The 20847-nt window shown below is 72.8% G+C and carries 22 protein-coding genes; 11 read left to right on the forward strand and 11 right to left on the reverse strand.

Annotation, left to right across the window (positions count from 1 at the left end; genetic code table 11):
- Positions 1-108 precede the first annotated feature (108 nt).
- Positions 109-1002 carry an alpha/beta hydrolase family protein gene (locus ACQPZK_RS26430; protein ID WP_433535528.1) on the forward strand — a complete coding sequence of 298 codons (894 nt, stop codon included), beginning with the start codon at positions 109-111 and terminating at the stop codon, positions 1000-1002.
- A gap of 28 nt (positions 1003-1030) precedes the next feature.
- Positions 1031-1579: a nucleotidyltransferase domain-containing protein gene (locus ACQPZK_RS26435; protein WP_433535529.1), complete on the forward strand. Its 549-nt coding sequence runs from the start codon at positions 1031-1033 to the stop codon at positions 1577-1579.
- On the opposite strand, the gene ACQPZK_RS26440 is transcribed toward ACQPZK_RS26435, so the two are convergent.
- Positions 1461-1922: a MerR family transcriptional regulator gene (locus tag ACQPZK_RS26440; protein WP_433535530.1), complete on the reverse strand. Its 462-nt coding sequence runs from the start codon at positions 1920-1922 to the stop codon at positions 1461-1463. The genes ACQPZK_RS26435 and ACQPZK_RS26440 overlap by 119 nt on opposite strands.
- Before the next feature lie 89 nt (positions 1923-2011).
- Here ACQPZK_RS26440 and ACQPZK_RS26445 point away from each other — a divergent pair, with 89 nt between their 5' ends.
- Complete coding sequence (locus ACQPZK_RS26445) at positions 2012-3061, forward strand: aldo/keto reductase (protein ID WP_433535531.1); 1050 nt, start codon at positions 2012-2014, stop codon at positions 3059-3061.
- A 75-nt stretch (positions 3062-3136) separates the two neighbouring features.
- Positions 3137-4102 carry an alpha/beta hydrolase family protein gene (locus tag ACQPZK_RS26450; RefSeq protein WP_433535532.1) on the forward strand — a complete coding sequence of 322 codons (966 nt, stop codon included), beginning with the start codon at positions 3137-3139 and terminating at the stop codon, positions 4100-4102.
- 128 nt (positions 4103-4230) lie between these two features.
- On the opposite strand, the gene ACQPZK_RS26455 is transcribed toward ACQPZK_RS26450, so the two are convergent.
- The 3 genes from ACQPZK_RS26455 to ACQPZK_RS26465 form a co-directional block, all read right to left on the reverse strand.
- Positions 4231-5193: a zinc-binding dehydrogenase gene (locus ACQPZK_RS26455; protein ID WP_433535533.1), complete on the reverse strand. Its 963-nt coding sequence runs from the start codon at positions 5191-5193 to the stop codon at positions 4231-4233.
- Between the two features lie 31 nt (positions 5194-5224).
- A complete protein-coding gene (locus tag ACQPZK_RS26460; RefSeq protein WP_433535534.1) occupies positions 5225-6403 on the reverse strand; it encodes an NAD(P)-dependent malic enzyme in 1179 nt (392 codons plus the stop codon).
- Positions 6404-6547: 144 nt separating this feature from the next.
- Positions 6548-6898, reverse strand: a complete 351-nt coding sequence (locus ACQPZK_RS26465; protein ID WP_433535535.1) for a S24/S26 family peptidase — start codon at positions 6896-6898, stop codon at positions 6548-6550.
- A gap of 83 nt (positions 6899-6981) precedes the next feature.
- On the opposite strand from ACQPZK_RS26465, the gene sodN reads away from it, so the two are divergent.
- The 3 genes from sodN to ACQPZK_RS26480 are packed head-to-tail and all read left to right on the forward strand — an operon-like array spanning position 6982 to position 8343.
- The gene (gene sodN, locus ACQPZK_RS26470; RefSeq protein ID WP_355050524.1) at positions 6982-7386 is read left to right on the forward strand and encodes a superoxide dismutase, Ni; all 405 of its coding nucleotides are present in this window, start codon (positions 6982-6984) and stop codon (positions 7384-7386) included.
- Positions 7383-7904 (forward strand): N-acetyltransferase family protein, encoded by a 522-nt coding sequence (locus ACQPZK_RS26475; RefSeq protein WP_433535536.1) that lies wholly within the window; start codon positions 7383-7385, stop codon positions 7902-7904. Before sodN ends, ACQPZK_RS26475 begins: the two co-directional genes overlap by 4 nt.
- 31 nt (positions 7905-7935) lie before the next feature.
- A complete protein-coding gene (locus ACQPZK_RS26480) occupies positions 7936-8343 on the forward strand; it encodes an ATP-binding protein (RefSeq protein ID WP_266245852.1) in 408 nt (135 codons plus the stop codon).
- Between the two features lie 93 nt (positions 8344-8436).
- On the opposite strand, the gene ACQPZK_RS26485 is transcribed toward ACQPZK_RS26480, so the two are convergent.
- On the reverse strand, positions 8437-8826 hold the full coding sequence (locus ACQPZK_RS26485; RefSeq protein WP_433535537.1) for a hypothetical protein: 390 nt from the start codon (positions 8824-8826) through the stop codon (positions 8437-8439).
- Positions 8827-8869: 43 nt separating this feature from the next.
- On the opposite strand from ACQPZK_RS26485, the gene ACQPZK_RS26490 reads away from it, so the two are divergent.
- Positions 8870-9820: a diacylglycerol/lipid kinase family protein gene (locus ACQPZK_RS26490; protein WP_433535538.1), complete on the forward strand. Its 951-nt coding sequence runs from the start codon at positions 8870-8872 to the stop codon at positions 9818-9820.
- 447 nt (positions 9821-10267) lie between these two features.
- A complete protein-coding gene (locus ACQPZK_RS26495; protein WP_007072794.1) occupies positions 10268-10525 on the forward strand; it encodes a WhiB family transcriptional regulator in 258 nt (85 codons plus the stop codon).
- A 113-nt stretch (positions 10526-10638) separates the two neighbouring features.
- Here ACQPZK_RS26495 and ACQPZK_RS26500 read toward each other — a convergent pair whose 3' ends face one another.
- Genes ACQPZK_RS26500 through ACQPZK_RS26515 form a run of 4 tightly spaced genes read right to left on the reverse strand, consistent with a single transcriptional unit; the run spans position 10639 to position 14034 of the window.
- Complete coding sequence (locus ACQPZK_RS26500) at positions 10639-11424, reverse strand: sirohydrochlorin chelatase (RefSeq protein WP_433535539.1); 786 nt, start codon at positions 11422-11424, stop codon at positions 10639-10641.
- Positions 11406-12167, reverse strand: a complete 762-nt coding sequence (locus ACQPZK_RS26505; RefSeq protein ID WP_433535540.1) for a phosphoadenylyl-sulfate reductase — start codon at positions 12165-12167, stop codon at positions 11406-11408. The genes ACQPZK_RS26500 and ACQPZK_RS26505 overlap by 19 nt, the downstream gene beginning before the upstream one ends.
- Positions 12164-12325, reverse strand: coding sequence for a hypothetical protein (locus ACQPZK_RS26510; RefSeq protein ID WP_167393614.1), 162 nt, complete (start codon positions 12323-12325; stop codon positions 12164-12166). Before ACQPZK_RS26510 ends, ACQPZK_RS26505 begins: the two co-directional genes overlap by 4 nt.
- The gene (locus tag ACQPZK_RS26515; protein WP_433535541.1) at positions 12322-14034 is read right to left on the reverse strand and encodes a nitrite/sulfite reductase; all 1713 of its coding nucleotides are present in this window, start codon (positions 14032-14034) and stop codon (positions 12322-12324) included. Before ACQPZK_RS26515 ends, ACQPZK_RS26510 begins: the two co-directional genes overlap by 4 nt.
- Before the next feature lie 473 nt (positions 14035-14507).
- Here ACQPZK_RS26515 and ACQPZK_RS26520 point away from each other — a divergent pair, with 473 nt between their 5' ends.
- On the forward strand, positions 14508-15995 hold the full coding sequence (locus ACQPZK_RS26520) for a glycosyltransferase family 39 protein (RefSeq protein WP_433535542.1): 1488 nt from the start codon (positions 14508-14510) through the stop codon (positions 15993-15995).
- A gap of 137 nt (positions 15996-16132) precedes the next feature.
- On the opposite strand, the gene ACQPZK_RS26525 is transcribed toward ACQPZK_RS26520, so the two are convergent.
- Positions 16133-17728 (reverse strand): histidine kinase N-terminal domain-containing protein, encoded by a 1596-nt coding sequence (locus ACQPZK_RS26525; protein ID WP_433539327.1) that lies wholly within the window; start codon positions 17726-17728, stop codon positions 16133-16135.
- A 30-nt stretch (positions 17729-17758) separates the two neighbouring features.
- Positions 17759-18790, reverse strand: coding sequence for an SIS domain-containing protein (locus ACQPZK_RS26530; protein ID WP_433539328.1), 1032 nt, complete (start codon positions 18788-18790; stop codon positions 17759-17761).
- Between the two features lie 180 nt (positions 18791-18970).
- Between ACQPZK_RS26530 and ACQPZK_RS26535 the strand changes: the two genes are divergently transcribed.
- Positions 18971-20800 carry a tetratricopeptide repeat protein gene (locus tag ACQPZK_RS26535; RefSeq protein ID WP_433535543.1) on the forward strand — a complete coding sequence of 610 codons (1830 nt, stop codon included), beginning with the start codon at positions 18971-18973 and terminating at the stop codon, positions 20798-20800.
- Positions 20801-20847: the final 47 nt, after the last annotated feature.

The following is a 20847-nucleotide window of genomic DNA, read 5'->3' on the forward strand; positions in this document are numbered from 1 at the left end:
GGTCGCCGCGGGTCGGGCCGCGCGGCGGAGGCGACCCGACCGGGTGGCGGGTGGAGGCAGGCCGGACGGCGGGGCCGTCGAGTACGTCCTGACGCCTACCGTGGGACCGTGGGGGCGGGACGGCTGGTCGCCGTACTGGTGACAGCGCTGCTGGCGGGGTGCGCGCCGGCCTCCGCCGTGGCTGGCGGGTCGGGCGCGCCGCAGGCCGCGCGTCGAGCGCCCGAGGGGCCGTACACCGTCGGCGTGCGTACGCTCACCCTCGATCCGCGCTCGGCGCGCCCCCTGCCGGTGACCGTCTGGTATCCGGCGGACGCCGACGGGGTGGCCGCGGGACGGTTCCCGCTGATCGTCTACAGCCACGGGCTGCGCAGCCGACCCGAGCTGCACGCCGGGTTGACCACCCGCTGGGCGGCGGCCGGTTTCGTGGTGGCCGCGCCGGCCTACCCGCACACCCGCGCGGATGCCGCGCACTTCACCAGGGCAGACGTCCGCAACCAGCCCGCCGACGGCTGGCGGCTGATCCGGCACCTGGGTCGCCTCGACCGTGACCCGGGCGACCCGCTCGCCGGCCACCTGGATCTCACCTCGATCGCCGCCGCCGGTCACTCGGCGGGCGGCTTCACCACCTCCGGCATGTTCACCGAGGGCCACCCGACCCGGCTGCGGGCCGGCATCGTGATCGCCGGCGGCGGCCTGCCCGGCAGCTTCGCCGGGCCGACCGCCCCGGTGCTCTTCGTGCACGGCACGGCCGACCCGGTGGTGCCGGTGACGGTCGGCCGGGCGGCGTACGCGCGAACCCGAGGTCCGGCGGTCTTCCTCAGCGTCGTCGGTCAGGGGCACGGCGAGTACCTCACGCCGGACCGCCCCGGCTTCGCACCGGTGCTGGCCACGACGACCGACTTCCTGCGCTGGACGCTCTACGGCGACAGCGCGGCCGGCGCGCGCCTCCCCCTAGACGCCCGTACGTCCCTGACCCGCTACGAGTCGCGCCCGGCCCGCTGAGGGACGCGAACGGCCGTACCGTGGCCCGATGGACGATGTCGCGCGTCGCCAGTTGGCGAGCATCGCCGAGCTGGTCGAGGTGGCCAGGTCGGCCGGTGTCCCGGTGTGGCTGCGCGGCGGCTGGGCGATGGACTTCCACCTCGGCGCGGTGAGCCGCCCGCACGTCGACGTCGACTGGTACTGCTGGCGCGAGGACGGCGAGCGGCTGGCCACGCTGCTGCTGGCGCGGGGCTGGCGTCCCGACCCGGAGATGCCGGCGGAGCTACAGCTCGACCTGTTCGCCGGTGACGTGGAGGTCAGCGTCGCGTACCTGGGCCGGGACGACGACAGCGGTCGGCCGACCGTCGGGGCCGGCCCCTGGGCGGGCACCCCTTTGCCGGCCGGGATGCTGGACGCGCCGCCCGGCCGGATCGGCTCGTTGGTCGTGCCGACGATCTCGGTGGCGGCCCAGATCGAGTTCAAACAGATGTACCCGGTGTGGATGCCGGAACGTCCCCGCCGCCCGAAGGACGCGACCGACCTGGCTCGACTGCGCGCTGGGCCTCGTCGAGCAGATCCTCGTACAACCCGACCTTGAAGCCGATCAGGTCCAGGCACTGCGTGAGCTTGCCGATCTGGCTGGTGACGCGCTCGCGGTGCTCCCGCAGAAGCGCGAGCCGTTCCTCCTCGTTGCCGGCGCCCGCCCGGACGAGGTCGGCGTACCGGCGGAGCGCGGGCAACGGCATGCCGGAGGCGCGGAGAATGATGCAGACGGTCAGCCAGTCCACATCGTTCTCGCTGTACACGCGACGCCCACCCGGCCCACGGCGTACCGGATCGACGAAGACGCCCTCCTGCTCGTAGAAGCGGAGGGCGTGCACGCTCAGGCCGGTGCGTTCGGCGACCTGCCCGATGCTCAGAACCGTGATGTCGTCGGCCATGTCGAGCAGGGTAGCGAGGCTTGACCTAGAGCCGACTCGAGCTCCTACGGTGCCCCTGATCGTGACGACAACGCCAAGGGAGCATCGGCATGCGCTACCGCACGCTCGGCGGCACCGGCATCGAGGTGAGCACCCACTGCCTGGGGACCATGATGTTCGGTGCCGTCGGAAACCCGGACCACGACGAGTGCGTCCGCATCATCCACGCCGCGATCGACAGCGGCATCAACACCGTCGACACCGCCGACATGTACGGCCGGGGTGAGTCCGAGCAGATCGTGGGGAAGGCGCTGCGGGGACGTCGCGACGACGTCGTCCTCGCCACCAAGGTCCACTTTCCGATGGGTGAGGGGCCCAACCAGGGCGGCAACTCGCGGCGATGGATCCTCAAGGCGGTCGAGGGGAGCCTCCGGCGTCTGGGTACCGACTGGATCGACCTGTACCAGGTCCACCGCCCCGACCCCTCGACCGACATCGAGGAGACGCTCTCGGTGCTCACCGACCTGGTGAGCCAGGGAAAGATCCGCGCCTTCGGCTGTTCGACGTTCCCCGCCGAGGAGATCGTCGAGGCACACCAGGTGTCCGAGCGTCGCGGCCTCGGTCGGCTGCGCACCGAGCAGCAGCCGTACTCGATCCTCGCCCGCGGGGTGGAGACGTCGATCCTCCCGGTCTGCCAGCGCTACGGCATGGGGGTGCTGGTCTGGAGCCCTCTCGCCTTCGGATTTCTCAGCGGCAGGTACCGCAGGGACCGGGCCGTGGACCTGTCGACCGGGCGCGCGCTTCTGCGGCCGGCGCAGTTCGATCCCACGATCGCGGAGAACGCGGCCAAGCTCGACATCGTCGAACGGCTCGTCGACCTCGCGGCGGACATCGGGTGCACGCTTCCACAACTCGCCATCGCCTTCACCGTGGCCCATCCGGCGGTCACCTCGGCGATCATCGGACCACGGACCATGCAGCACCTGGAGGACCTGCTCAAGGGCGCGACCCTCACCCTGGACGACACGACCCTCGATCGGATCGACGAGATCGTGCCACCCGGGACCAACCGGTACGAGCCCAACGCCGCCTTCCCCCCGCGCTCCCTGACCGACCCGACGCGGCGGCGGCGTCCGCTTCCTGAACGCGCCGCGGCGTGAGACGACCGCTCACGGGGTGGCCGCGGCGTGCCGGACCGCGTCGAGCCACCGGCGCGGCAGGGCACAATTGAGGCCATGTCGCGTCGTGTCACCCCCACGCTGCTGGCCAGCGCCCTGCTCCTGGCCGGTCTGGTCGGCTGTTCCACGGACGCCCCGAAAAAGGAGGCCGCGCCGGTCGCGATCGAGCCGCCGCCGGCCGCCACGCCGACACCGCAGGTACCCGCCGGGTCCGCGCCCCAGGATGCCTTCGGTGTCGGCGTACGACAGCTCAAGCTGAACCGGGACGGCCGGGCGCTGCCGGTGACCCTCTGGTATCCGGCGGTCGGGAAGGCCGGCGGCGCGGCCAAGCGGTCCGCGGCGGCGGCGGACGGCCGGTTCCCGGTGGTGATGTTCAGCCACGGCCTCACCGGGCGGCCGGACGACTACGCCACGCTGCTGACCCGCTGGGCGGCGGCGGGCTTCGTGGTGGCCGCGCCGACCTTCCCGCACACCTCCCGGGGCAGCGACGGCAACATCCTCGACGTGCTCAACCAACCGGCCGACGTGTCGTACGCGCTGACCCAGGTGCTGGCGCTCGACGGCAAGGCCGGCGACGGGCTGCGCGGCCGGTTGGCGACCGACCGGGTGGCCGCCGCGGGGCACTCGGCCGGCGGGGTGACCACCATCGGCCTGTTCACCGCCGGGCGGGACGAGCGGCTGGACGCCGGTGTCGTGTTCGCCGGGACAGGAGTCGGCGTCGGTACGGCGTTCGCGGGCGCCACCGCCCCGCAGTTGTTCGTGCACGGCGAGTTGGACGAGGTGGTCGACTACGCCGCCGGCAAGGCCGTCTACGACAAGGTGCCGTGGCCGAAGGCGCTGCTCAGCCTGCCCAAGGGCGACCACGGCCGGGCGCTGCTGAGCGACGCCGCGTCACTGCGGGTCGTCTCGGACACGACCGTGGAGTTCCTGCGCTGGTCGCTGTACGGCGACCCGGAAGCCAAGAAGCGCATCGCCACCGACGCAACCCGCAACGAAATAGCAACCTTCGACGACCACCTCTGACCGTCACACCCCTCCCCCGCGCGATCTTGCAGTTTCTGTGGCGGCATAGCGGGGCTTACTTCGCGAAACGACAACAGAAAGTGCAAGATCGGCGAGAGGAGGGGCGGGGGCGGGGGCGGGGGCGCTCGTCAGGCTTCGTGGTTGATGACGATCTTGCCGAAGGCTTCGCCGGAGTGGAGGCGGGCGAAGGCGTCCTCGACCCGACTGAACGGGACCACGCTGTCCACCACCGGGCGGACCTCGTTCTCGGCGCAGAACGCCAGCAGCTCGTACAGCTCGCCCGGGGTGCCCATCGACGTGCCCAGGATCTCCAACTGCATGGCGAAGACCCGACGCAGGTTCACGGACGGCTGGTGGCCGGCGGTAGCGCCGGAGACCACGATCCGGGCCATCGGGGCGGCCGACTTCATCGAGTGCTCGAAGGTCGCCGCGCCGACCGTCTCGATCACCACGTCGACCCGCTCCGGCAGCCGGGCGCCGGGCTCCACGGCGGTGGCCCCGAGAGCCGAGATCCGGTCGCGCTTGACGGCGTCGCGGCTGGTCGCGTACACCCGCTTGCCCATCGCCACGGCGAGCGCGACGGCCGCCGTCGCGACGCCGCCGCCCGCACCCTGCACCAGCACGCTGTCGGCGTCCGCGACGCGGCCCTTGGTGGTCAGCATCCGCCACGCGGTCAGCCAGGCCGTGGGCAGGCACGCGGCGTCGGTCGCCGCCATGCCGTCGGGCAGCGGGATCAGGTTCGACCGGGGTACGGCGACCCGCTCGGCGAGGGTTCCGGCGAAGTGCTCGGACAGGATGGAGACGCCACGCGGGTCACCGGGAGTGACGACGACCGGGTAGACGACCACGTGGTTGCCCTCGGGGTCCACACCCACCGCGTCGCAGCCGAGGATCATCGGCAGCTGCGCTTCGGTGAGCCCCACCCCGCGCAACGACCACAGATCGTGGTGGTTGAGCGAGGTGGCGCGCACCTGCACGGTCACCCAGTCGTCCTCCGGGTGGGTCGGCTCGGGTCGCTCACCGACGGTGAGGGCGGCGAGCGGATCGGCGTCGTCGAAGCGGGAGGCGAAGGCAGCACGCATGATCGGCACGGTAACAAGCTGAGCGCTCGTTAAGAAGGGCTCACCGCCGGGCCACGCCGTCGCGACGGGCGGCCTCGGCCACCGACTCGGCGACGGCCGGGGCGACCCGCGGGTCCAGCGGCGACGGAACGATCGCCTCGGGAGTCAGCGACTCGGCCACGACCCCGGCGATGGCGTCCGCCGCGGCGACCTTCATCGCCTCGGTGATCCGGGTGGCGCCCGCGTCCAGCGCGCCCCGGAACACCCCGGGGAACGCCAGCACGTTGTTGATCTGGTTGGGGTAGTCGCTGCGACCCGTGGCGACCACCGCGACGTGCCGGGCGGCCACCTCGGGGTGCACCTCCGGCGTGGGATTGGCCAGCGCGAACACGATCCCACCGGGCGCCATACCGGCGATGGCGGCCTCCGGGATCTCGCCCCCGGAGACGCCGATCAGCACGTCCGCGTCGCGCAGCGCCTCGGTGATGTCGCCCTGGCGACCGTCGGCGTTCGTGCTCGCCGCCAGCTCGGCCTTGCCCCCGGTCAGCTCGGCGCGGTGCGCGCCGATGATCCCCTTCGAGTCGCAGACCACCACCTGGTCGGGGTTGACGCCACCGGCGATGAGCATCTTCGTCACGGCCACGCCGGCCGCGCCCGCGCCGCTCACCGCGACCCGCAGGTCGCCGAGCTTGCGATTGAGCAGGGTGGCGGCGTTGCGCAGCGCCGCGAGCACCACGATGGCGGTGCCGTGCTGGTCGTCGTGGAAGACCGGGATGTCCAACGCCTCGTCGAGTCGACGCTCGATCTCGAAGCAGCGCGGCGCGCTGATGTCCTCCAGGTTGATCCCGCCGAACGAGGGGGCCAGCGCCCGCACCACCGCGACGATCTCGTCCACGTCCTGGGTGTCCAGGCAGATCGGCACCGCATCCACCCCGGCGAACTGCTTGAACAGCACCGCCTTGCCCTCCATGACCGGCAGGGCCGCGCGCGGGCCGATGTTGCCGAGCCCCAACACGGCCGAGCCGTCGGTCACCACCGCGACCGCGTGCGACGCCCAGGTGTACTCGTCGGCGAGGTCGGGGTCGGCGGCGATCGCCTCGCACACCCGGGCCACCCCCGGGGTGTACGCGAGGGAGAGGTCCTCGCGGCTGGTGAGCGGCACCGTCGAGGCGACGGCCATCTTGCCGCCGACGTGCAGTTGGAAGACGGGATCAGCGGGGTCCACGGTGGACGAAGACATGGCGGTGACTCCAGGATCTGTCGAGCAGATGTGAGGCGGCGGGCCCGGCCGCGAGGTGGGCGGCGAGCGATGGCACGCGGCGCGGGGGGTCACCCGGCACTTTCCGAGCATAGTGTCGACCCTGCCCCTCGGATGTGAGCAGGGTCATATCAGCCGACGAGGCACCCGTCCGGGGCGTGGCCAGTAGCGGGCCACCACCCGGCCGCGTACGTCGGCCACGCCGTACGCCCGCGAGTCGTCGGTGATCAACTCGTTGTCACCGCGCAGCCACCAGCCGCCATCCTGCGGCCGAACCGCCCGCTTGACGACCAGCAGTTCCGGCCGTGTCCGGAAGACCGCGACCACCACGTCCCCGGGTCGGATCGGACGCCCGCCCGAGCGGACCAGCACCGCGTCGCCGTGCCGCAGCGTCGGCGCCATGGACGGGCCGCTCACCGCCACCGCCGTCAGCGGGCCCCGCAGGCGAGGCGGCTCACCCGGGTGATCGGCGCCCACTGGTTTCACCTCCACCCCGTTCGGGGAGCACTCCAGGAGTAATGTCGCCTTTGATCATCGCAAACTTCCCATGGAGGATCCCGATGCGACTTCCGCGCATCCTTGCGCCCCGCGTCACCGCGAGCGCTCACTGCGACCTGCCGTGCGGCGTCTACGACCCGGCCCAGGCCCGGATCGAGGCCGAGTCGGTCAAAATGATCTGCGAGAAGTACCAGGCGAACACCGACCCGGAGTTCCGCACCCGGGCGGTCATCATCAAGGAGCAGCGCGCCGAGCTGGTCAAGCACCACCTGTGGGTGCTCTGGACCGACTACTTCAAGGCGCCGCACTTCGAGAAGTACCCGAACCTGCACACCCTGTTCAACGAGGCCACCAAGCTCGCCGGCGCCAGCGGCGTCAAGGGCAGCCTCGACCCGGCCACGGCCGACCAGCTCCTCGCGAAGATCGACGAGATCGCGAAGATCTTCTGGGAGACCAAGAAGGCGTGACCAACCCGGTCACCCCGACGATCCGGCCGGTACGTCCCGCGGACGTACCGGCCGTCGTCGCCATGGTGCACGAACTGGCGGCGTACGAACGCGCCCCCGACCAGTGCCACCTCACCGAGGAACAGCTCACCTCGGCGCTGTTCGCGACTGCTCCGGCGCTCTTCGGTCACGTCGCGGTCGACGAGCACGACGCGCCGATCGGCTTCGCCCTGTGGTTCCTCAACTTCTCCACCTGGGCCGGCGTGCACGGCATCTACCTGGAGGACCTCTACGTCTCGCCGGCCGCCCGGGGCACCGGCGCCGGTCGACTGCTGCTCGCCACGCTGGCCGACATCTGCGTACGACGGGGCTACCAGCGGCTGGAGTGGTGGATGATCGAGTGGAATCCGGCCGCCGGTTTCTACGCCTCGATCGGCGCCCAACAGCTGAACGAGTGGGTGCCGTACCGGCTCAGCGGTGCCGCCCTGCGGGATCTGGCCACTCAGGCGGAGGCCGCCGACACGCACCGGGGCGACTGACCGGGTAGAGTCCCCGACCGGGGGGATGAGCGTGACTCAACTGACCGGCCAGCCAGCGACCGACGACGACGTGGTGCACCTCACGGTGCCTGCCGACGGCGGTTACCTCGGCGTGCTCCGTACCGCCACCGCCGGCCTCGCGGCCCGGCTGCAGTTCGCGCTCGACGAGATCGAGGATCTGCGGATCGCCGTCGACGAGGCGTGCGCCATGCTGCTCGCCATCGCCACGCGGGACGCCGAGCTGGAGTGTCGCTTCTCTGTCACCAACGACGCGCTGACCGTCGAGGTGACCGTGCCGACCGTCCGCGGCGCCACGCTGCCGGCCGAGTCGTCCTTCGCGTGGAAGGTGCTCACCGCGCTGACCACGTCGGCGTCCGCCACGGCGACCGACGGCCGGGCGACCATCTCGTTGCTGACCCGCCGCTCCGGCGGCTACTGACCCGCAGCGCCCCGCCCCGCTGGGCCGCGAGGCGCGGCGTCGGCCCTCACGCCCGCGTGCCGCCACCGGCTGAACCGCGCCCGCCGGTCGACGTCACTCGAAGCCGAGGGCCTTCGTCGTGGGCGGGCTGACGAGCAGCCAGCCCACGCCCAGGCCGAGCGCCATCAGGGGTACGCCCAGCCACCCCATCCCGCCCTGGATCATGAACCAGCCGATCGGCAGCAGCATCAGCTGAAGGACGATCGCGGGGGCCCGTGCGCCCGCCCGGCGGCGCAGCAGCGCGCGGCCCAGAGCCCAGAGCGCGACGGCCGCCCCGATGGCGAACGCGGTCACCAGCAACGCCGACGCGAGGTCGGTGGTGGCGGCGGCCAGGTCGGCCCAGACCAACCAGACCGCGATCAGCCCGACGGCGACCGCCTCCGCCCACAGCAGCCGTACCGCCCAGCGAAGCGTGACGGGAATCCGGGCCGAGTCGATGGTCACGCGCGCCACGATACCTGTGCTACCGAGAGGTACAGTGCCGCCCATGCGGGCCGTCCTGGTGGTCAATCCGAAGGCCACCACCACCAGCGAACGCAGCCGGGACGTGCTTGTCCGCGCGCTGCGCAGCGAAGTCGACCTCAGTGTGCGCTACACCCGCCGCCGGGGGCACGCCATGGCGCTGGCCCGGGAGGCCGCCGCCGAGGGCGTCGATCTCGTCGTCACCCTGGGTGGCGACGGCACCGTGAACGAGGTGGTGAACGGCCTGATGACGGCCGAGCCGCCGCCCGGCGTCGGTGACGCGTCGATGGCGCAGCGGCTACCCGCGCTCGCCACCGTCCCGGGCGGGTCCACGAACGTGTTCGCCCGCGCGTTGGGACTGCCCCGGGAGTGGCCGGACGCCACCAGCATGATCCTGGAAGGGCTGCGCCTGGGCCGGCAGCGCACGGTCGGGCTGGGCCTCGCGGACGACCGCTACTTCACGTTCTGCGCCGGGTTCGGGCTGGACGCCGCCGTGATCCACCGGGTGGAGCAGGCCCGGCGCAAGGGACGGGTCTCGACGCCCGGGCTCTACTTCCGCTCGATCATGAGCCAGTACTTCTTCGCCTCGGACCGGCGGCATCCCGCGATCAGCCTGGAGCGACCGGGTGAGGCGGCCGAGGACGAGCTGGCCACCGTCATCATCCAGAACACCGCCCCGTGGACGTACCTGGGCGATCGCGAGGTCAACCCGAATCCGGAGGCGTCGTTCGACCTCGGCCTCGACGTGCTGGCGCTGCGTCAGCTCCGGGTGGCTAGCACAACACGGACGGTCACTCAATTCATGTCCCGGCGGCCGGATCCGAACGGACGTCAGGTGTTACGACTCCATGACACTGCGGAGTTCACGCTGGTCTCCAGCCGCCCGCAGGCGTTCCAGCTCGACGGCGACTATCTTGGCGAGCGGGAGAAGGTCAGATTCACCTCCATTCCGGCCGCACTCAGAGTAATCTGCTAGGTCTCGGGTACTGCCCTTGGTCGACGCGGCGCCGCAACCGCACCGGCAGGCGCCGCCACACCGAGGGGCAGGTGCCGGAAATGTCAGCAATGTCACGCGGACTGTACTATATTGATCCTCGACTGTGGCACGGCGGGTAACCAGGAACGCACTGGAACCCGGACAAATGGGTTGTGGGCTTGCTCACCGCGCGGAGTTTTTCCGAGCGTCACCCTTGACATCGCGAGCGTTCGTGAAAGTATTCACAAGCGAACTTGAGTTACCGGGACATTGCCTGGATATGCTCGACAGGTTGAGCTGTTCCAGCAGGTCCCCGGGGCTGACTGCCTGCTCACGCACTGCCGAATGGTCAGACGCGAACGGTCACCATAGGCACTGCGGATGCATATAGGAAAAGCACTACCCGCAATAAATTGCCACCCATCCAGAATGAGGAGTGTTGCCGCCATGGACTGGCGTCACCATGCTGTCTGCCGCGACGAGGACCCGGAGCTGTTCTTCCCGATTGGGACGTCCGGACCGGCTCTCCTGCAGGTCGAGCAGGCCAAGGCCGTCTGCCGGCGCTGCTCCGTCACCGACCAGTGCCTCCAGTGGGCGCTCGAGTCGGGTCAGGACGCCGGCGTCTGGGGCGGGATGAGCGAGGAGGAGCGGCGCGCTGTCAAGCGGCGCGGCGGCCTCCGGGTGCTGCGCGCTCACTCCGCCTGATCCCCCAACGACACCGCAGTAAGCCCCGGCAGAGCTCTGCCGGGGCTTACTGCTGTCCGGAGCCGTTCCCGTCGGACGAGCGGTCAGGCCGGCTCGTCGACCCGGCCGAGCGGTCAGGCCGGCTCGTCGACCCGGCGCAGCACCAGATCGGCCAGCTCGGGCGCGTCCGTCAACGGGTCCGCCACCGCCACCGCGCCGGCCGACCGCGCCGACGCGGCCACCGCGTCGTGGAACAGACCCGGCGCGAGGAAGTACGCGGACACCGCGACCCGATGCGCGCCCGCAGCCCGCAGCCGCGTCACCGCCACACCCGTCGCCGGTGGGGCCGCCGAGGCGTACGACACGCGGCAGGGCACCCCGAACTCGACGCCGAGCGCGTCGGCCACGCGGCCCACGGAACCGCGCGCACGCGCGTCCCGGGTGCCCGCGGCGGCCAGCACCAGGGCGTCGAAGTGGCCCGGGACGACCTCACCGAGCCGACGACGCAGCCCCGCCAGCAGGGCCGGCGCCACCGTCCCGTCCGCCGGGCCGAGCACGTCGGTCACCCGTACCGTCAGCGCGGGTCCGGACGTCGTCGCGGCGGTCACCGCCGCCGGGATGTCCACCCGACGGTGGTACGCGGCGGTCAGCAGCAGCGGCACCACCACCGCATGCCGGTGCCCGGCCTGGGCCAGCGTGCGCAGCACCTCGGTCGGCCCAGGCTCGGTGTGGTCCAGCCAACTCGCCCAGACCGACAGGCCGGGCCGCGCCGCCGACACCGCCCGGGCCAGCGCCCGGGTGGCCTCGGCGGCTCGCGGATCCCGGCTGCCGTGCGCCACCAGCACCACCGGGGCCGCCCCGCCGGCCGCGCCCGGGCCGGTCGGGGTCGTCGACGACGAGGTCAGACGTGCAGCCCGCACTCGGTCTTCTCGAACATGGCCCAGCGGCCGGCGCGCGGATCCTCGCCGGCCTTCGTCCGGCGGGTGCACGGCCAGCAGCCGATCGAGCCGTAGCCCTGCTTGAACAGCTCGTTGACCGGCACGTTCCAGCGGGCGATGTAGGCGTCCACGTCCCCCTGCGACCAGGCCGCGATCGGGTTGACCTTCACCTTGCCGCGCCGGGCGTCGAACGTCACCACGGGCGTGTTCGCCCGGGTCGGCGACTCGTCCCGACGCAGACCGGCGGCCCACGCGTCGTACCCGGAAAGGGCCCGCTCCAACGGCTCCACCTTGCGCAGCTGGCAGCAGTCGTCCGGCGACTTGTTGAACAGTCGCGGACCGTACTGGCCGTCCTGCTGCCCCACGGTGAGCCGGGGTCGGATCGACCGGACGTTCACCGGCAGCGTACGGGCGACCTCGTCGCGCACGCGGAGCGTCTCGGGGAAGTGCAGACCGGTGTCGAGGAAGACCACGTCCACGCCCGGGGCGACCCGGGACACCAGGTGGGCCAGAACGGCGTCGGCCATCGAGCTGGTGACGCAGAACCGGTCGCCGAAGGTCTGCGCCGCCCAGCGGGCGATCTCCAGGGCCGGTGCGCCCTCCAGGTCCCGGCCGGCGTCCTCGGCCAGCGCGCGCAGCTCGTCCGGGCTGCGCAGGGACGGGTCGGCGGGCTTCGGACCACCCGGGCCGACCAGGCGCAGGCTTGCGGCGGAGACGAGGCTCATCGGGTCACCGCCCGCGAGAGCAGCCCGGTGAACTTCACCGAGAAGACCCGGGTGCAGGCGTGGCACTCCCAGGCGCCGTGCCCCGCCTCGTGCGGCCGCAGGTCCTCCTCGCCGCAGTACGGGCAGTACAGGGGTGCCGCTCGGTTCTCGCTGCTCACCGCAGTTCCTCCTCGTCGACTCTGATCACCCAGTTGGCGAACGTCTCGCCCTCGCCCCGCCCGGCCAGGTAGCGGCGGGCCAGCCGTTCCACGTACTCCGGAAGCTCTTCGGCGGTGGTCTTCAGGCCGCGCAGCTTGCGGCCGAAACCGGCAGTCTGCCCCTGCGCCATGCCGAGGCCGCCGCCCAGGTGCACCTGGAAGCCCTCCACCTGCCGGCCGTCCGGGCCGACCACCAGTTGACCCTTGAGACCGATGTCGGCCACCTGGGTGCGGGCGCAGGCGTTCGGGCAGCCGTTGATGTGGATCGAGATGTCCGCGTCGAAGTCGCGCAGCCGCTGCTCCAGCCGGGCCACCAGCTCCTCACCGCGGGCCTTGGTCTCGACGATGGCGAGCTTGCAGTACTCGATGCCGGTGCACGCCATGGTGCCCCGCCGCCAGGCCGACGGCCGGGCCTCCAGGCCGATGCCGCGCAGCGCGTCGACGAGCGACTCCGTCCGCGCCGACGGCACGTCGAGCACCAGCAGCTTCTGGTACGGGGTGAGCCGCACCCGGTCGCTGCCGTGCGCCTCGACCACGTCGGCCAGTTGGCTGAGCTGCGCGCCGGAGACCCGCCCGACGACCGGGGCGGCGCCCACGTAGTGCCGCCCGTCGGCCTGCTCGTGCACGCCCACGTGGTCGATCGGCTTCGACGGCAGGGTCGGCGCGGGACCGTCGAGCAGCGTACGACCGAGGTAGTCCTTCTCCAGCACCTCGCGGAAGCGCTCGACGCCCCAGTCCGCGACCAGGAACTTCAGCCGGGCCCGGTTGCGCAGCCGGCGGTAGCCGTAGTCACGGAAGATGCCGACCACCCCGGCCCAGACGTCGGGCACCTCGGCCAGCGGCACCCAGACGCCGAGCCGCTGGGCGAGCATCGGGTTGGTGGAGAGACCGCCACCGACCCAGACGTCGAATCCGGGCCCGTGCTCGGGGTGGTCGACACCGAGGAACGCGATGTCGTTCGACTCGTACGGGGTGTCGACCAGCCAGGAGATCGACGTCTTGAACTTGCGGGGCAGGTTGGAGAACTGCTTGTCCCCCACGTACCGGGCGACGATCTCGTCGATCGCCGGGGTCGGGTCGAGCACCTCGTCGCGGGCCACCCCGGCGACCGGACTGCCCAGGACGATGCGCGGGCAGTCGCCGCACGCCTCGGTGGTCTGCAGGCCGACCGACTCGAGCCGACGCCAGATCTCCGGCATGTCCTCGACGCGGATCCAGTGGTACTGGATGTTCTGCCGGTCGGTGATGTCGGCGGTGTCCCGGGCGAACTCCCGGGAGATGTCCGCGATGACCCGCAGCTGGGCCAGGCTGAGCTGGCCGCCGTCGATGCGGACCCGGAGCATGAAGAACTCGTCCTCCAGCTCGTGCGGCTCCAGCACGGCGGTGCGCCCGCCGTCGATGCCCGCCTTGCGCTGGGTGTAGAGGCCCCACCAGCGGAACCGCCCGCGCAGGTCCTGTGGGTCGATGGAGGCGAAGCCGCGGTGCGCGTAGATGTTCTCGATACGGGCCCGGACGTTGAGCGGGTCGTCGTCCTTCTTGATCCGCTCGTTGGGGTTGAGCGGCTCGCGGTGGCCGAGCGCCCACTGACCCTCGCCTCGGGGTCGGCGCGGCGGCCGGGCGGGCCGGGCCGTCGGGTCCTCGGGCCGGGCCGGGATGCTGCTGACCGCCATCGCGGCGTCCTCCGTTGTCTGCTGTGCCTCGAAGCACGCGCGGGGCGCGGCGGCCGGCCCGGCGAAGCGGGCGGGACAACGGTGTCTTCAGACAGCCGGCGCGGAGCGCGCCCGAGACGGATTGGTCGGGCGTCGTCAGTAGGCCGGACAGATCGCGCTGCGCACGCGGCCGTAATCGACGTGGCGACGTGCCACGAAGCGGCGGACGACTGCGGCGGTCATGAAGCCCATGCTGCCACACCCCATGGGGGCCGGCCAATGTCCGCGTGCTGGATCCCACATCACGGGCCGGTGGTCAGCCCTCTCCCTTCTCCCCTCCCCCGCGATCTTGCACTTTCGGTGGCGACAGAAGGGGCACCACGCCCATACCGGCGACCGAAACTGCAAGATCGACGCGGATCGGCGCGGCCAGGTCGGCGCGGCACTTCGCGGGGTGAGCCCGGGGGCACTGAGGGCGTGGCAGGCTCGGGGCTGTGGGCGGATTGTCCGGGAAGGCGATCGGAGTCGCGCGGGGCGTGCCCGTCTGGCTGCCTCCGGCACTGCTGACGCTGGCGATCACGCTGACCGGGATCGGCTCGGCCCAGCTCTGGCGCGACGAGCTGGCCACGTGGAGCGCGGCCACCCGGTCGCCCACCGACCTGGCCCGCCTGGCCGACACCATCGACGCCGCCACCGGCCTGTACTACCTGCTGATGCACATCTGGACCAGGATCGTCGGCGACTCCACCGTCGCCCTGCGCGTGCCGGCCGTGCTGGCGATGACCGTGGCCGCCGGGCTGCTCGCCGTGCTCGGCGCGCGGCTCGTCGACCGGCGCACCGGTCTCTTCGCCGGCCTGCTGTTCGCGGTGCTCCCCGGCACGTCGCGCTACGCCCAGGAGGCCCGCCCGTACGCGCTGGCCACCATGCTCGCGGTGCTTGCCACCCTGCTCCTGGTGACCGCGCTGCGGCGGCCGAGCTGGGCCCGTTGGGCCGGGTACGCGGTCGCGGTCACCGCCCTCGGACTCATTCACCTGATCGCGCTGACGCTGCTCGCCGCGCACGCGCTGGTCGTCGTACTCGCCTGGTGGCGCGGGCCCGCCGATGCCGGTGTCGGCACTCGGGACCACACCACCGTCGAGCGGGACCGGCGGGTGTGGCGGTGGGTGCTCGCCGTGGCGCCGGTCGTACTGGTGGCCGGTCCGTTGCTGGTCAAGGCCCGGACCCAGCAGTCCCGGCAGTTGAACTGGGTGGGTCTGGCCCGACTGGACGACCTGACCGCGCTGCCCGGCGGCGTGGCCCAGAGCAGTGTGGTGGGCGGCCTGCTGCTCGGGGTGGCCGCGCTGGGCGCGGCCCGGCTCGGACGCCGGGCACTGCTGCCGGCGAGCGCGGTGCTGCTGCCGGTGCTGCTGCTCTTCGTGGCCGGTGCGGTCGTACCCCTGTGGGTGCCTCGGTACCTGGTCTTCGTGGTGCCCTTCGCGTGCCTGCTGGCGGGCGCGGCGCTGGCTGCGGCGGCCGCGCCGGCCGCGCTCGTCGTGGTGCTCCTGGCCGCGCTGCTCGGCCTCCCCGACCAGGCCGCGCTACGGCGGACCCACGAGTGGCCGCGCAGCGCGCCGGTGGACTACGCGGGCGTCGCCCGGGTGATCGCCGACGGCCAGCGACCCGGCGACGCCGTGGTCTACTCCCCCCGACACAGTTGGCTCTTCCTCGACCTGGGCGTCGAGTACCACCTCGACGACCCACCACGGGACGCGCTCGTCACCGAGGACGAGGTCGACCGGGGCGACCTGTGGGCCGCCGAGTGCCCGCGGCCGGCGCAGTGCCTGGACGGCACGGAACGCGTCTGGCTCGTGGTCGCCGGCCGGCACGCCGAGCCGCTGGCCGCCGTGCCGGACGCCAAGGGTGACGCGCTGCGCGCGCGGTTCACCGTCGCCCAGGTCTGGCCGCGCGCCGGCCTGACGGTCGCGCTGCTGACCAGCCGCTGACCTGACGACCTCATCGCCCGGAAGGCGCGGCCGGCCCAGTGCATGCGCGTGATGCCGGTGAGTCATCAAGATGACGCACAGGCATCAGGCTCATTCTGGTCTCCGCTCCCGGGCAGGTGCCGCCGGCAGAGGGCGGCTCAGCCCTGGGAGCGGCCGTCCGGGGCGCTGCGGCCCAGCGGGACGACCAGCAGCGCCTCGGTGCCTCCGTTGACGCCCGCGCGCAACTCGATGGTGCCGCGCAACTCTCCCGTGACCAGGGCGCGGACGATCTGGAGGCCGAGTCGACTGCCGCGTTCGGCGTCGAACTCGGGCGGCAGCCCACGGCCGTTGTCGGTCACCGAGACGTGCAGCATCTTGCGGAACCGGTGCGCCGAGACGACCACCTCGGGGCGCAGCGCCGGATCGACCTCGGGTGCGGCGACCGGCACCATGCCCGAGCCCTCGGCGCTCACGGCCGGCTCCTCCGCCTCGTCCGCCGGTGGGAAGCCGTGCTCGACGGCGTTGAGCAGCAGTTCGTTGAGCACCATCACCAGTGACGTGGCGATCTCGGCGGGCAGTACCCCGAAGCTGCCCTGGCGGCGCATGCCGACGCTCACCTCGGTCGCCGCGACCTCGGTCGCCGCGCTGGCCACCCGGTCGACGATGCCGTCGAACTCGACCGCCTCGTCGCTGGACATCGACAGCGTCTCGTGCACGAGGGCGATCGAGGCGACCCGGCGGACCGACTCCTCCAGGGCGACCCGGGCCTCCGGCATGGCCACCCGGCGGGCCTGCAACCGCAGCAACGCGGCGACCGTCTGGAGGTTGTTCTTCACCCGGTGGTGGATCTCCCGGATGGTGGCGTCCTTGGTGATCAGCGCCCGATCCCGGCGACGGACCTCGGTGATGTCCCGCACCAGCACCAACGCGCCGATCGGTACGCCGGCGGGCATCAGCGGCAGCGCCCGGGTGAGCATCGTGGCCCCGCGCGCGTCGATCTCCCGGCGGGGCGGGGCCTCGCCACGCAGCGCGGCCAGGATCCCGGTCGCCGCCTCGGTGCCGTCCAGCGGGTCGGCGGCCAGGCGACGATGCAACGCCGCCAGGTCCTCGCCCACCAGGTGCGAGGCGTAACCCAACCGCCGGTACGCCGACTGGGCGTTCGGGCTCGCGTAGGTGACCTTGCCTCCGGCGTCCAGGCGTACCAGGCCGTCACCGACGCGGGGCGCGGACGTCGTCTCGCCCGGGTGCCGGGGCGGCGGGAAGGTGCCGTCCGCGATCATCTGGGCGAGGTCGTCGGCGGTGGTCAGGTAGTTGAGTTCGAGCTGACTGGGCGTCCGCGCGGTGGAGAGATTGGTGTCCCGGCCGACCACGGCGATCACCTCGCCGGCCTCGCCGTCGGCGGTGCGCAGCCGGACCGGGATGGCCTCGTGCCGGGCGGGCACGTCGCCGTACCAGACCGGGTCGCCCTCGCGCCAGATCCGGCCCTGGGAGTAGGCGACCGCCAGGTGGGCCACCTCCGAGCCGCCGATGATCCGGCCCACCTGGTCGTCCTGGTACGCGGTCGGCGCGGTCGTGGGGCGCACCTGGGCGACGCAGAGGAACGTCCCCTCGGCGTCGACCGGCACCCAGAGCAGCAGGTCGGCGAAGGACAGGTCGGAGAGCAACTGCCAGTCACCGGCGATCCGGTGCAGGTGGTCGATGTCGGCCGGACGGAGGTGGGTGTGCTCCTCGGCGAGGTCGCGCAGCGTGGACACGGTGACCAGGGTGCCACGCCGCGCCACGGCTCACATCGTCGCGGTGACCTTCTTCAGGCCGCGCGGCGCGTCCGGGTCCTCGCCGCGGGTCAGCGCCAACGCCAGCGCCAGGCGCTGCAACGGCAGGATGTCCAGTAGCGGGGCGTACCGCTCGTCGACCTCGGGGACGGCGAGCCGCGCGGTACCCGGCACGTCGGCGGAACCGACCACCACCACGTCGGCACGGCGCTCGCCGAGCCGGGGCAGCACCTCGCCCATCGACCGGCCCCCGGGGCCGGAGCCGACGACGGCGAGCACCGGGACCTCCGGGTCGGTCATCGCGAGCGGGCCGTGCAGCAGGTCGGCGCCGGAGAAGGCGAGCGCCGGCAGGTACGAGGTCTCCATCAGCTTCAGCGCGGCCTCGCGGGCGGTCGGGTAGGCGTACCCCCGGCCGGTGGTGACGAGTTGGCGGGCGAAGCGGTAACGCGGCGCGAGCTGCGCCGGGGTGTCGTCGGCGAGGGTGCGGGCGGCCAGGTCGGGCAGCGCGGCCAGGGCCTCGCGCTCGGCCGCCGGGAGCGCCCCGTCGCCGGCCCGGATGCCCTCGACCAGCATCAGCAGGGCGAGCAGTTCGGCGGTGTACGTCTTCGTCGCCGCCACCGCGCGCTCGTGCCCGGCGCCGATGTCGATGCTCAACTCGGCCGTCTCGACAAGCGGGGAGTCGGGGGCGTTGGTCACCGCGAGGGTGAGCGCGCCGGAGGCCCGCGCGGCCCGCAGCACCTCGGCGAGGTCGGGCGAGCCACCGCTCTGGCTGACTCCGACGACCAGCGCGTCGGACAGGTCGGGGCGCGCGCCGAACAGGGTGACCACGCTCGGCGAGGCGAGCCCGGCGGGCAGGCCGAGCCGGATCTCGGTCAGGTACGCCCCGTAGAGGGCGGCGTGGTCGGAGGTGCCCCGGGCGGTGAAGACGACGTGCCGAGGTCGACGCTCGGCGACGACGGCGGCCACCTGGGCGATCGCCGCCGCGTTGGCGGGGTCGAGCAGGCGCGCGTAACCGGCGGGCTGCTCGTCGATGTCGGCGGCCATTCCGGACCCTGCACGTGACACGGACACTCCCCTCCTGCGCGATTGCCGCGCGTTTCCTGCTCAGTCTTGCACTCTTCTGTCGATCGGAGCAATTATTCGAGCAGTAGTGCGCAGTTGATCACTTGATCATCCCAATATCAACTACGCTGGCCCCGCCGAGAACTGCGACGAGAGGACACCGTGCCCGAGGGAAGGGACAACCCCGCGCTCTCCGCGACGGAGGAGCTGGCCCTGGCCCGGCTGGCACTGGGTGAGGGTGACCTCCACCACGCCGCCCGCCACCTGGCCGGCGCGCTGGCACGAGCGCCCACCCTGCCCGAGGTGCACGAGACGCTCGCCCACCTCGCCGCGGCCGACGGAGGAGGCCTCGAGCTCTTCCCGATCAACCACCACACCTTCGTGGGCGCGGTCGTCGCCCGTGCCCACCTGCTGGCCGCCTCCGGCCGCCCCGCCGAAGGGTTGGAGCTGCTCGCCGCCGCGACCGGCCACGCGCCCGACGCCGAGTGGGCGGGCGTGCCGTGGGTGACCGCTCCCGAACTGGCCGAACGGCTGGACCCGGATCGCCTGGCCCGCGTCCTCATGCAGGTCTGCGCGACGCTGGGCGACCCCGTGCCCCGTGCCGGCCGGGCCGCCCTCACGCCGTACCTCACGCTGGCCCGCAACGCCGTCACCGTGCACCCGGAGAACGGGACACTGCTGGGCGCGGCGTCCGCGCTGGCCCGGCGTCTCGGCGAGGTCGCGCTGGCGATCCGCTGGGCCAGCCGAGGGGTACGGATCCAGCCGTCGAAGATGGGCGAGGTCTGGCTCGGGTACGCGTACCGCAGCGCGGGCCGGACCCGCGACGCCCTCGCGGCCCTCTACCGGGCGGTCGACCTGGACCCCGACGACCTGGCCGTCTACGCCGACATCGCCGGCACCCTGGCGGACATCGGCCGGCTCGACGACGCGCTGGAGTGGACCGAGCGGGCGCTGGCCCGGGACCCGGCGTTCGACTGCGCGGTGCACACGGCCCACCGCCTGCGGCACCTGCGCGACGGCGACGTGTCCCACCTCGTCGCGCTCGCCGACTTCATCCGTGATCACCCGGACGACAGTCACGAGCACGGCGATCTGGCCCAGTGCTGCCGTGGGCGGCCCTGGCTCGGGCAACTGACCCCGGCCGGCGGCCCGTTGGTGGACGCGCTCCGCCAGGCGGTCACCGACGACGACAACGGCATGGGCCGCGTCGTACACCTCGCGGCGACAGCCCCACCGAGCGCCCTGCGGACGGCGACGTCCGTGGCGCCCGGGCTGCGGGTCGAGGTCGAGCACGCGGCCGAGCCGGACCCGCGCGAGCCCCGGCGCCCGTCCGAGCGGCGACTGTGGGACTTCACGGGGCACCTACCGACGCCGGCGCTTCCGGCGCCCTCGGCGGCGGCGGCCGAGCGGATCGGTCAGATGGCCCAACCGGCGTGGCCGCACCCGCCGGCCGCCTACGACGCGGCCGTGGGTCTGGCCGGTCTCGACGTGGACGACCTGCTCGGGCTGCTGGTGCACCCGCCCGCCGCGCCGGCCAACGCGCTGGGCCGGCTGCTGGCCGCCCAGGACCCGTCGATCTGGGTACGCGGCGTGCAGGTGTGGGCCTGCCTGGGGCTGCTGCACCAGCGCACCGACGAGCCCTGGGACGTCTCGACGAGACGACGGGTGCTGCTCGACCTGGTCTGGGGTGTGGAGGACTGGGTCACCGAGGCGGCGCTGTTCGCCCTGGTCACGGCCGCCTGGGTGGACCCCGCAGTACGGTCGGACGTGGCCCGGGTGGTGGCGGAGCGGCTGGCCGACGTAGCGACGGTGGCCCGGACGCGGCCGGTGCCGATCGCGACCTCGCTGGCCCACCTGGCGCTGGCCGCCCCCGCCGTCGATCCGGCCACCAGGGCCCTCGCCACCCGGATGATCGGCGAGCGGGCTCTGCGCCTTCCCCGCCCCCGCAACCCGCTACGCCGCCTCTGGCAGCGCCTGATCCACCGCCGCTGAGCTGGCCGCCCAGCACGCGAGAAAGCGCCCCGCCGAGGAATCGGCGG

It is taken from the genome of Micromonospora sp. CA-249363 (genome assembly GCF_050950185.1).
GTDB lineage: Bacteria > Actinomycetota > Actinomycetes > Mycobacteriales > Micromonosporaceae > Micromonospora.

Bases quoted from the DNA above. Each gene is read 5' to 3' on its own strand.
- ACQPZK_RS26490 (WP_433535538.1), top strand. From the start codon at position 8,870: ATGCGGGCCGTCCTGGTGGTCAATCCGAAGGCCACCACCACCAGCGAA.
- ACQPZK_RS26495 (WP_007072794.1), top strand. From the start codon at position 10,268: ATGGACTGGCGTCACCATGCTGTCTGCCGCGACGAGGACCCGGAGCTG.
- ACQPZK_RS26445 (WP_433535531.1), top strand. From the start codon at position 2,012: ATGCGCTACCGCACGCTCGGCGGCACCGGCATCGAGGTGAGCACCCAC.
- ACQPZK_RS26440 (WP_433535530.1), bottom strand. From the start codon at position 1,922: ATGGCCGACGACATCACGGTTCTGAGCATCGGGCAGGTCGCCGAACGC.
- ACQPZK_RS26515 (WP_433535541.1), bottom strand. From the start codon at position 14,034: ATGGCGGTCAGCAGCATCCCGGCCCGGCCCGAGGACCCGACGGCCCGG.
- sodN (WP_355050524.1), top strand. From the start codon at position 6,982: ATGCGACTTCCGCGCATCCTTGCGCCCCGCGTCACCGCGAGCGCTCAC.
- ACQPZK_RS26530 (WP_433539328.1), bottom strand. From the start codon at position 18,790: ATGGCCGCCGACATCGACGAGCAGCCCGCCGGTTACGCGCGCCTGCTC.
- ACQPZK_RS26460 (WP_433535534.1), bottom strand. From the start codon at position 6,403: ATGTCTTCGTCCACCGTGGACCCCGCTGATCCCGTCTTCCAACTGCAC.
- ACQPZK_RS26450 (WP_433535532.1), top strand. From the start codon at position 3,137: ATGTCGCGTCGTGTCACCCCCACGCTGCTGGCCAGCGCCCTGCTCCTG.
- ACQPZK_RS26505 (WP_433535540.1), bottom strand. From the start codon at position 12,167: ATGAGCCTCGTCTCCGCCGCAAGCCTGCGCCTGGTCGGCCCGGGTGGT.
- ACQPZK_RS26435 (WP_433535529.1), top strand. From the start codon at position 1,031: ATGGACGATGTCGCGCGTCGCCAGTTGGCGAGCATCGCCGAGCTGGTC.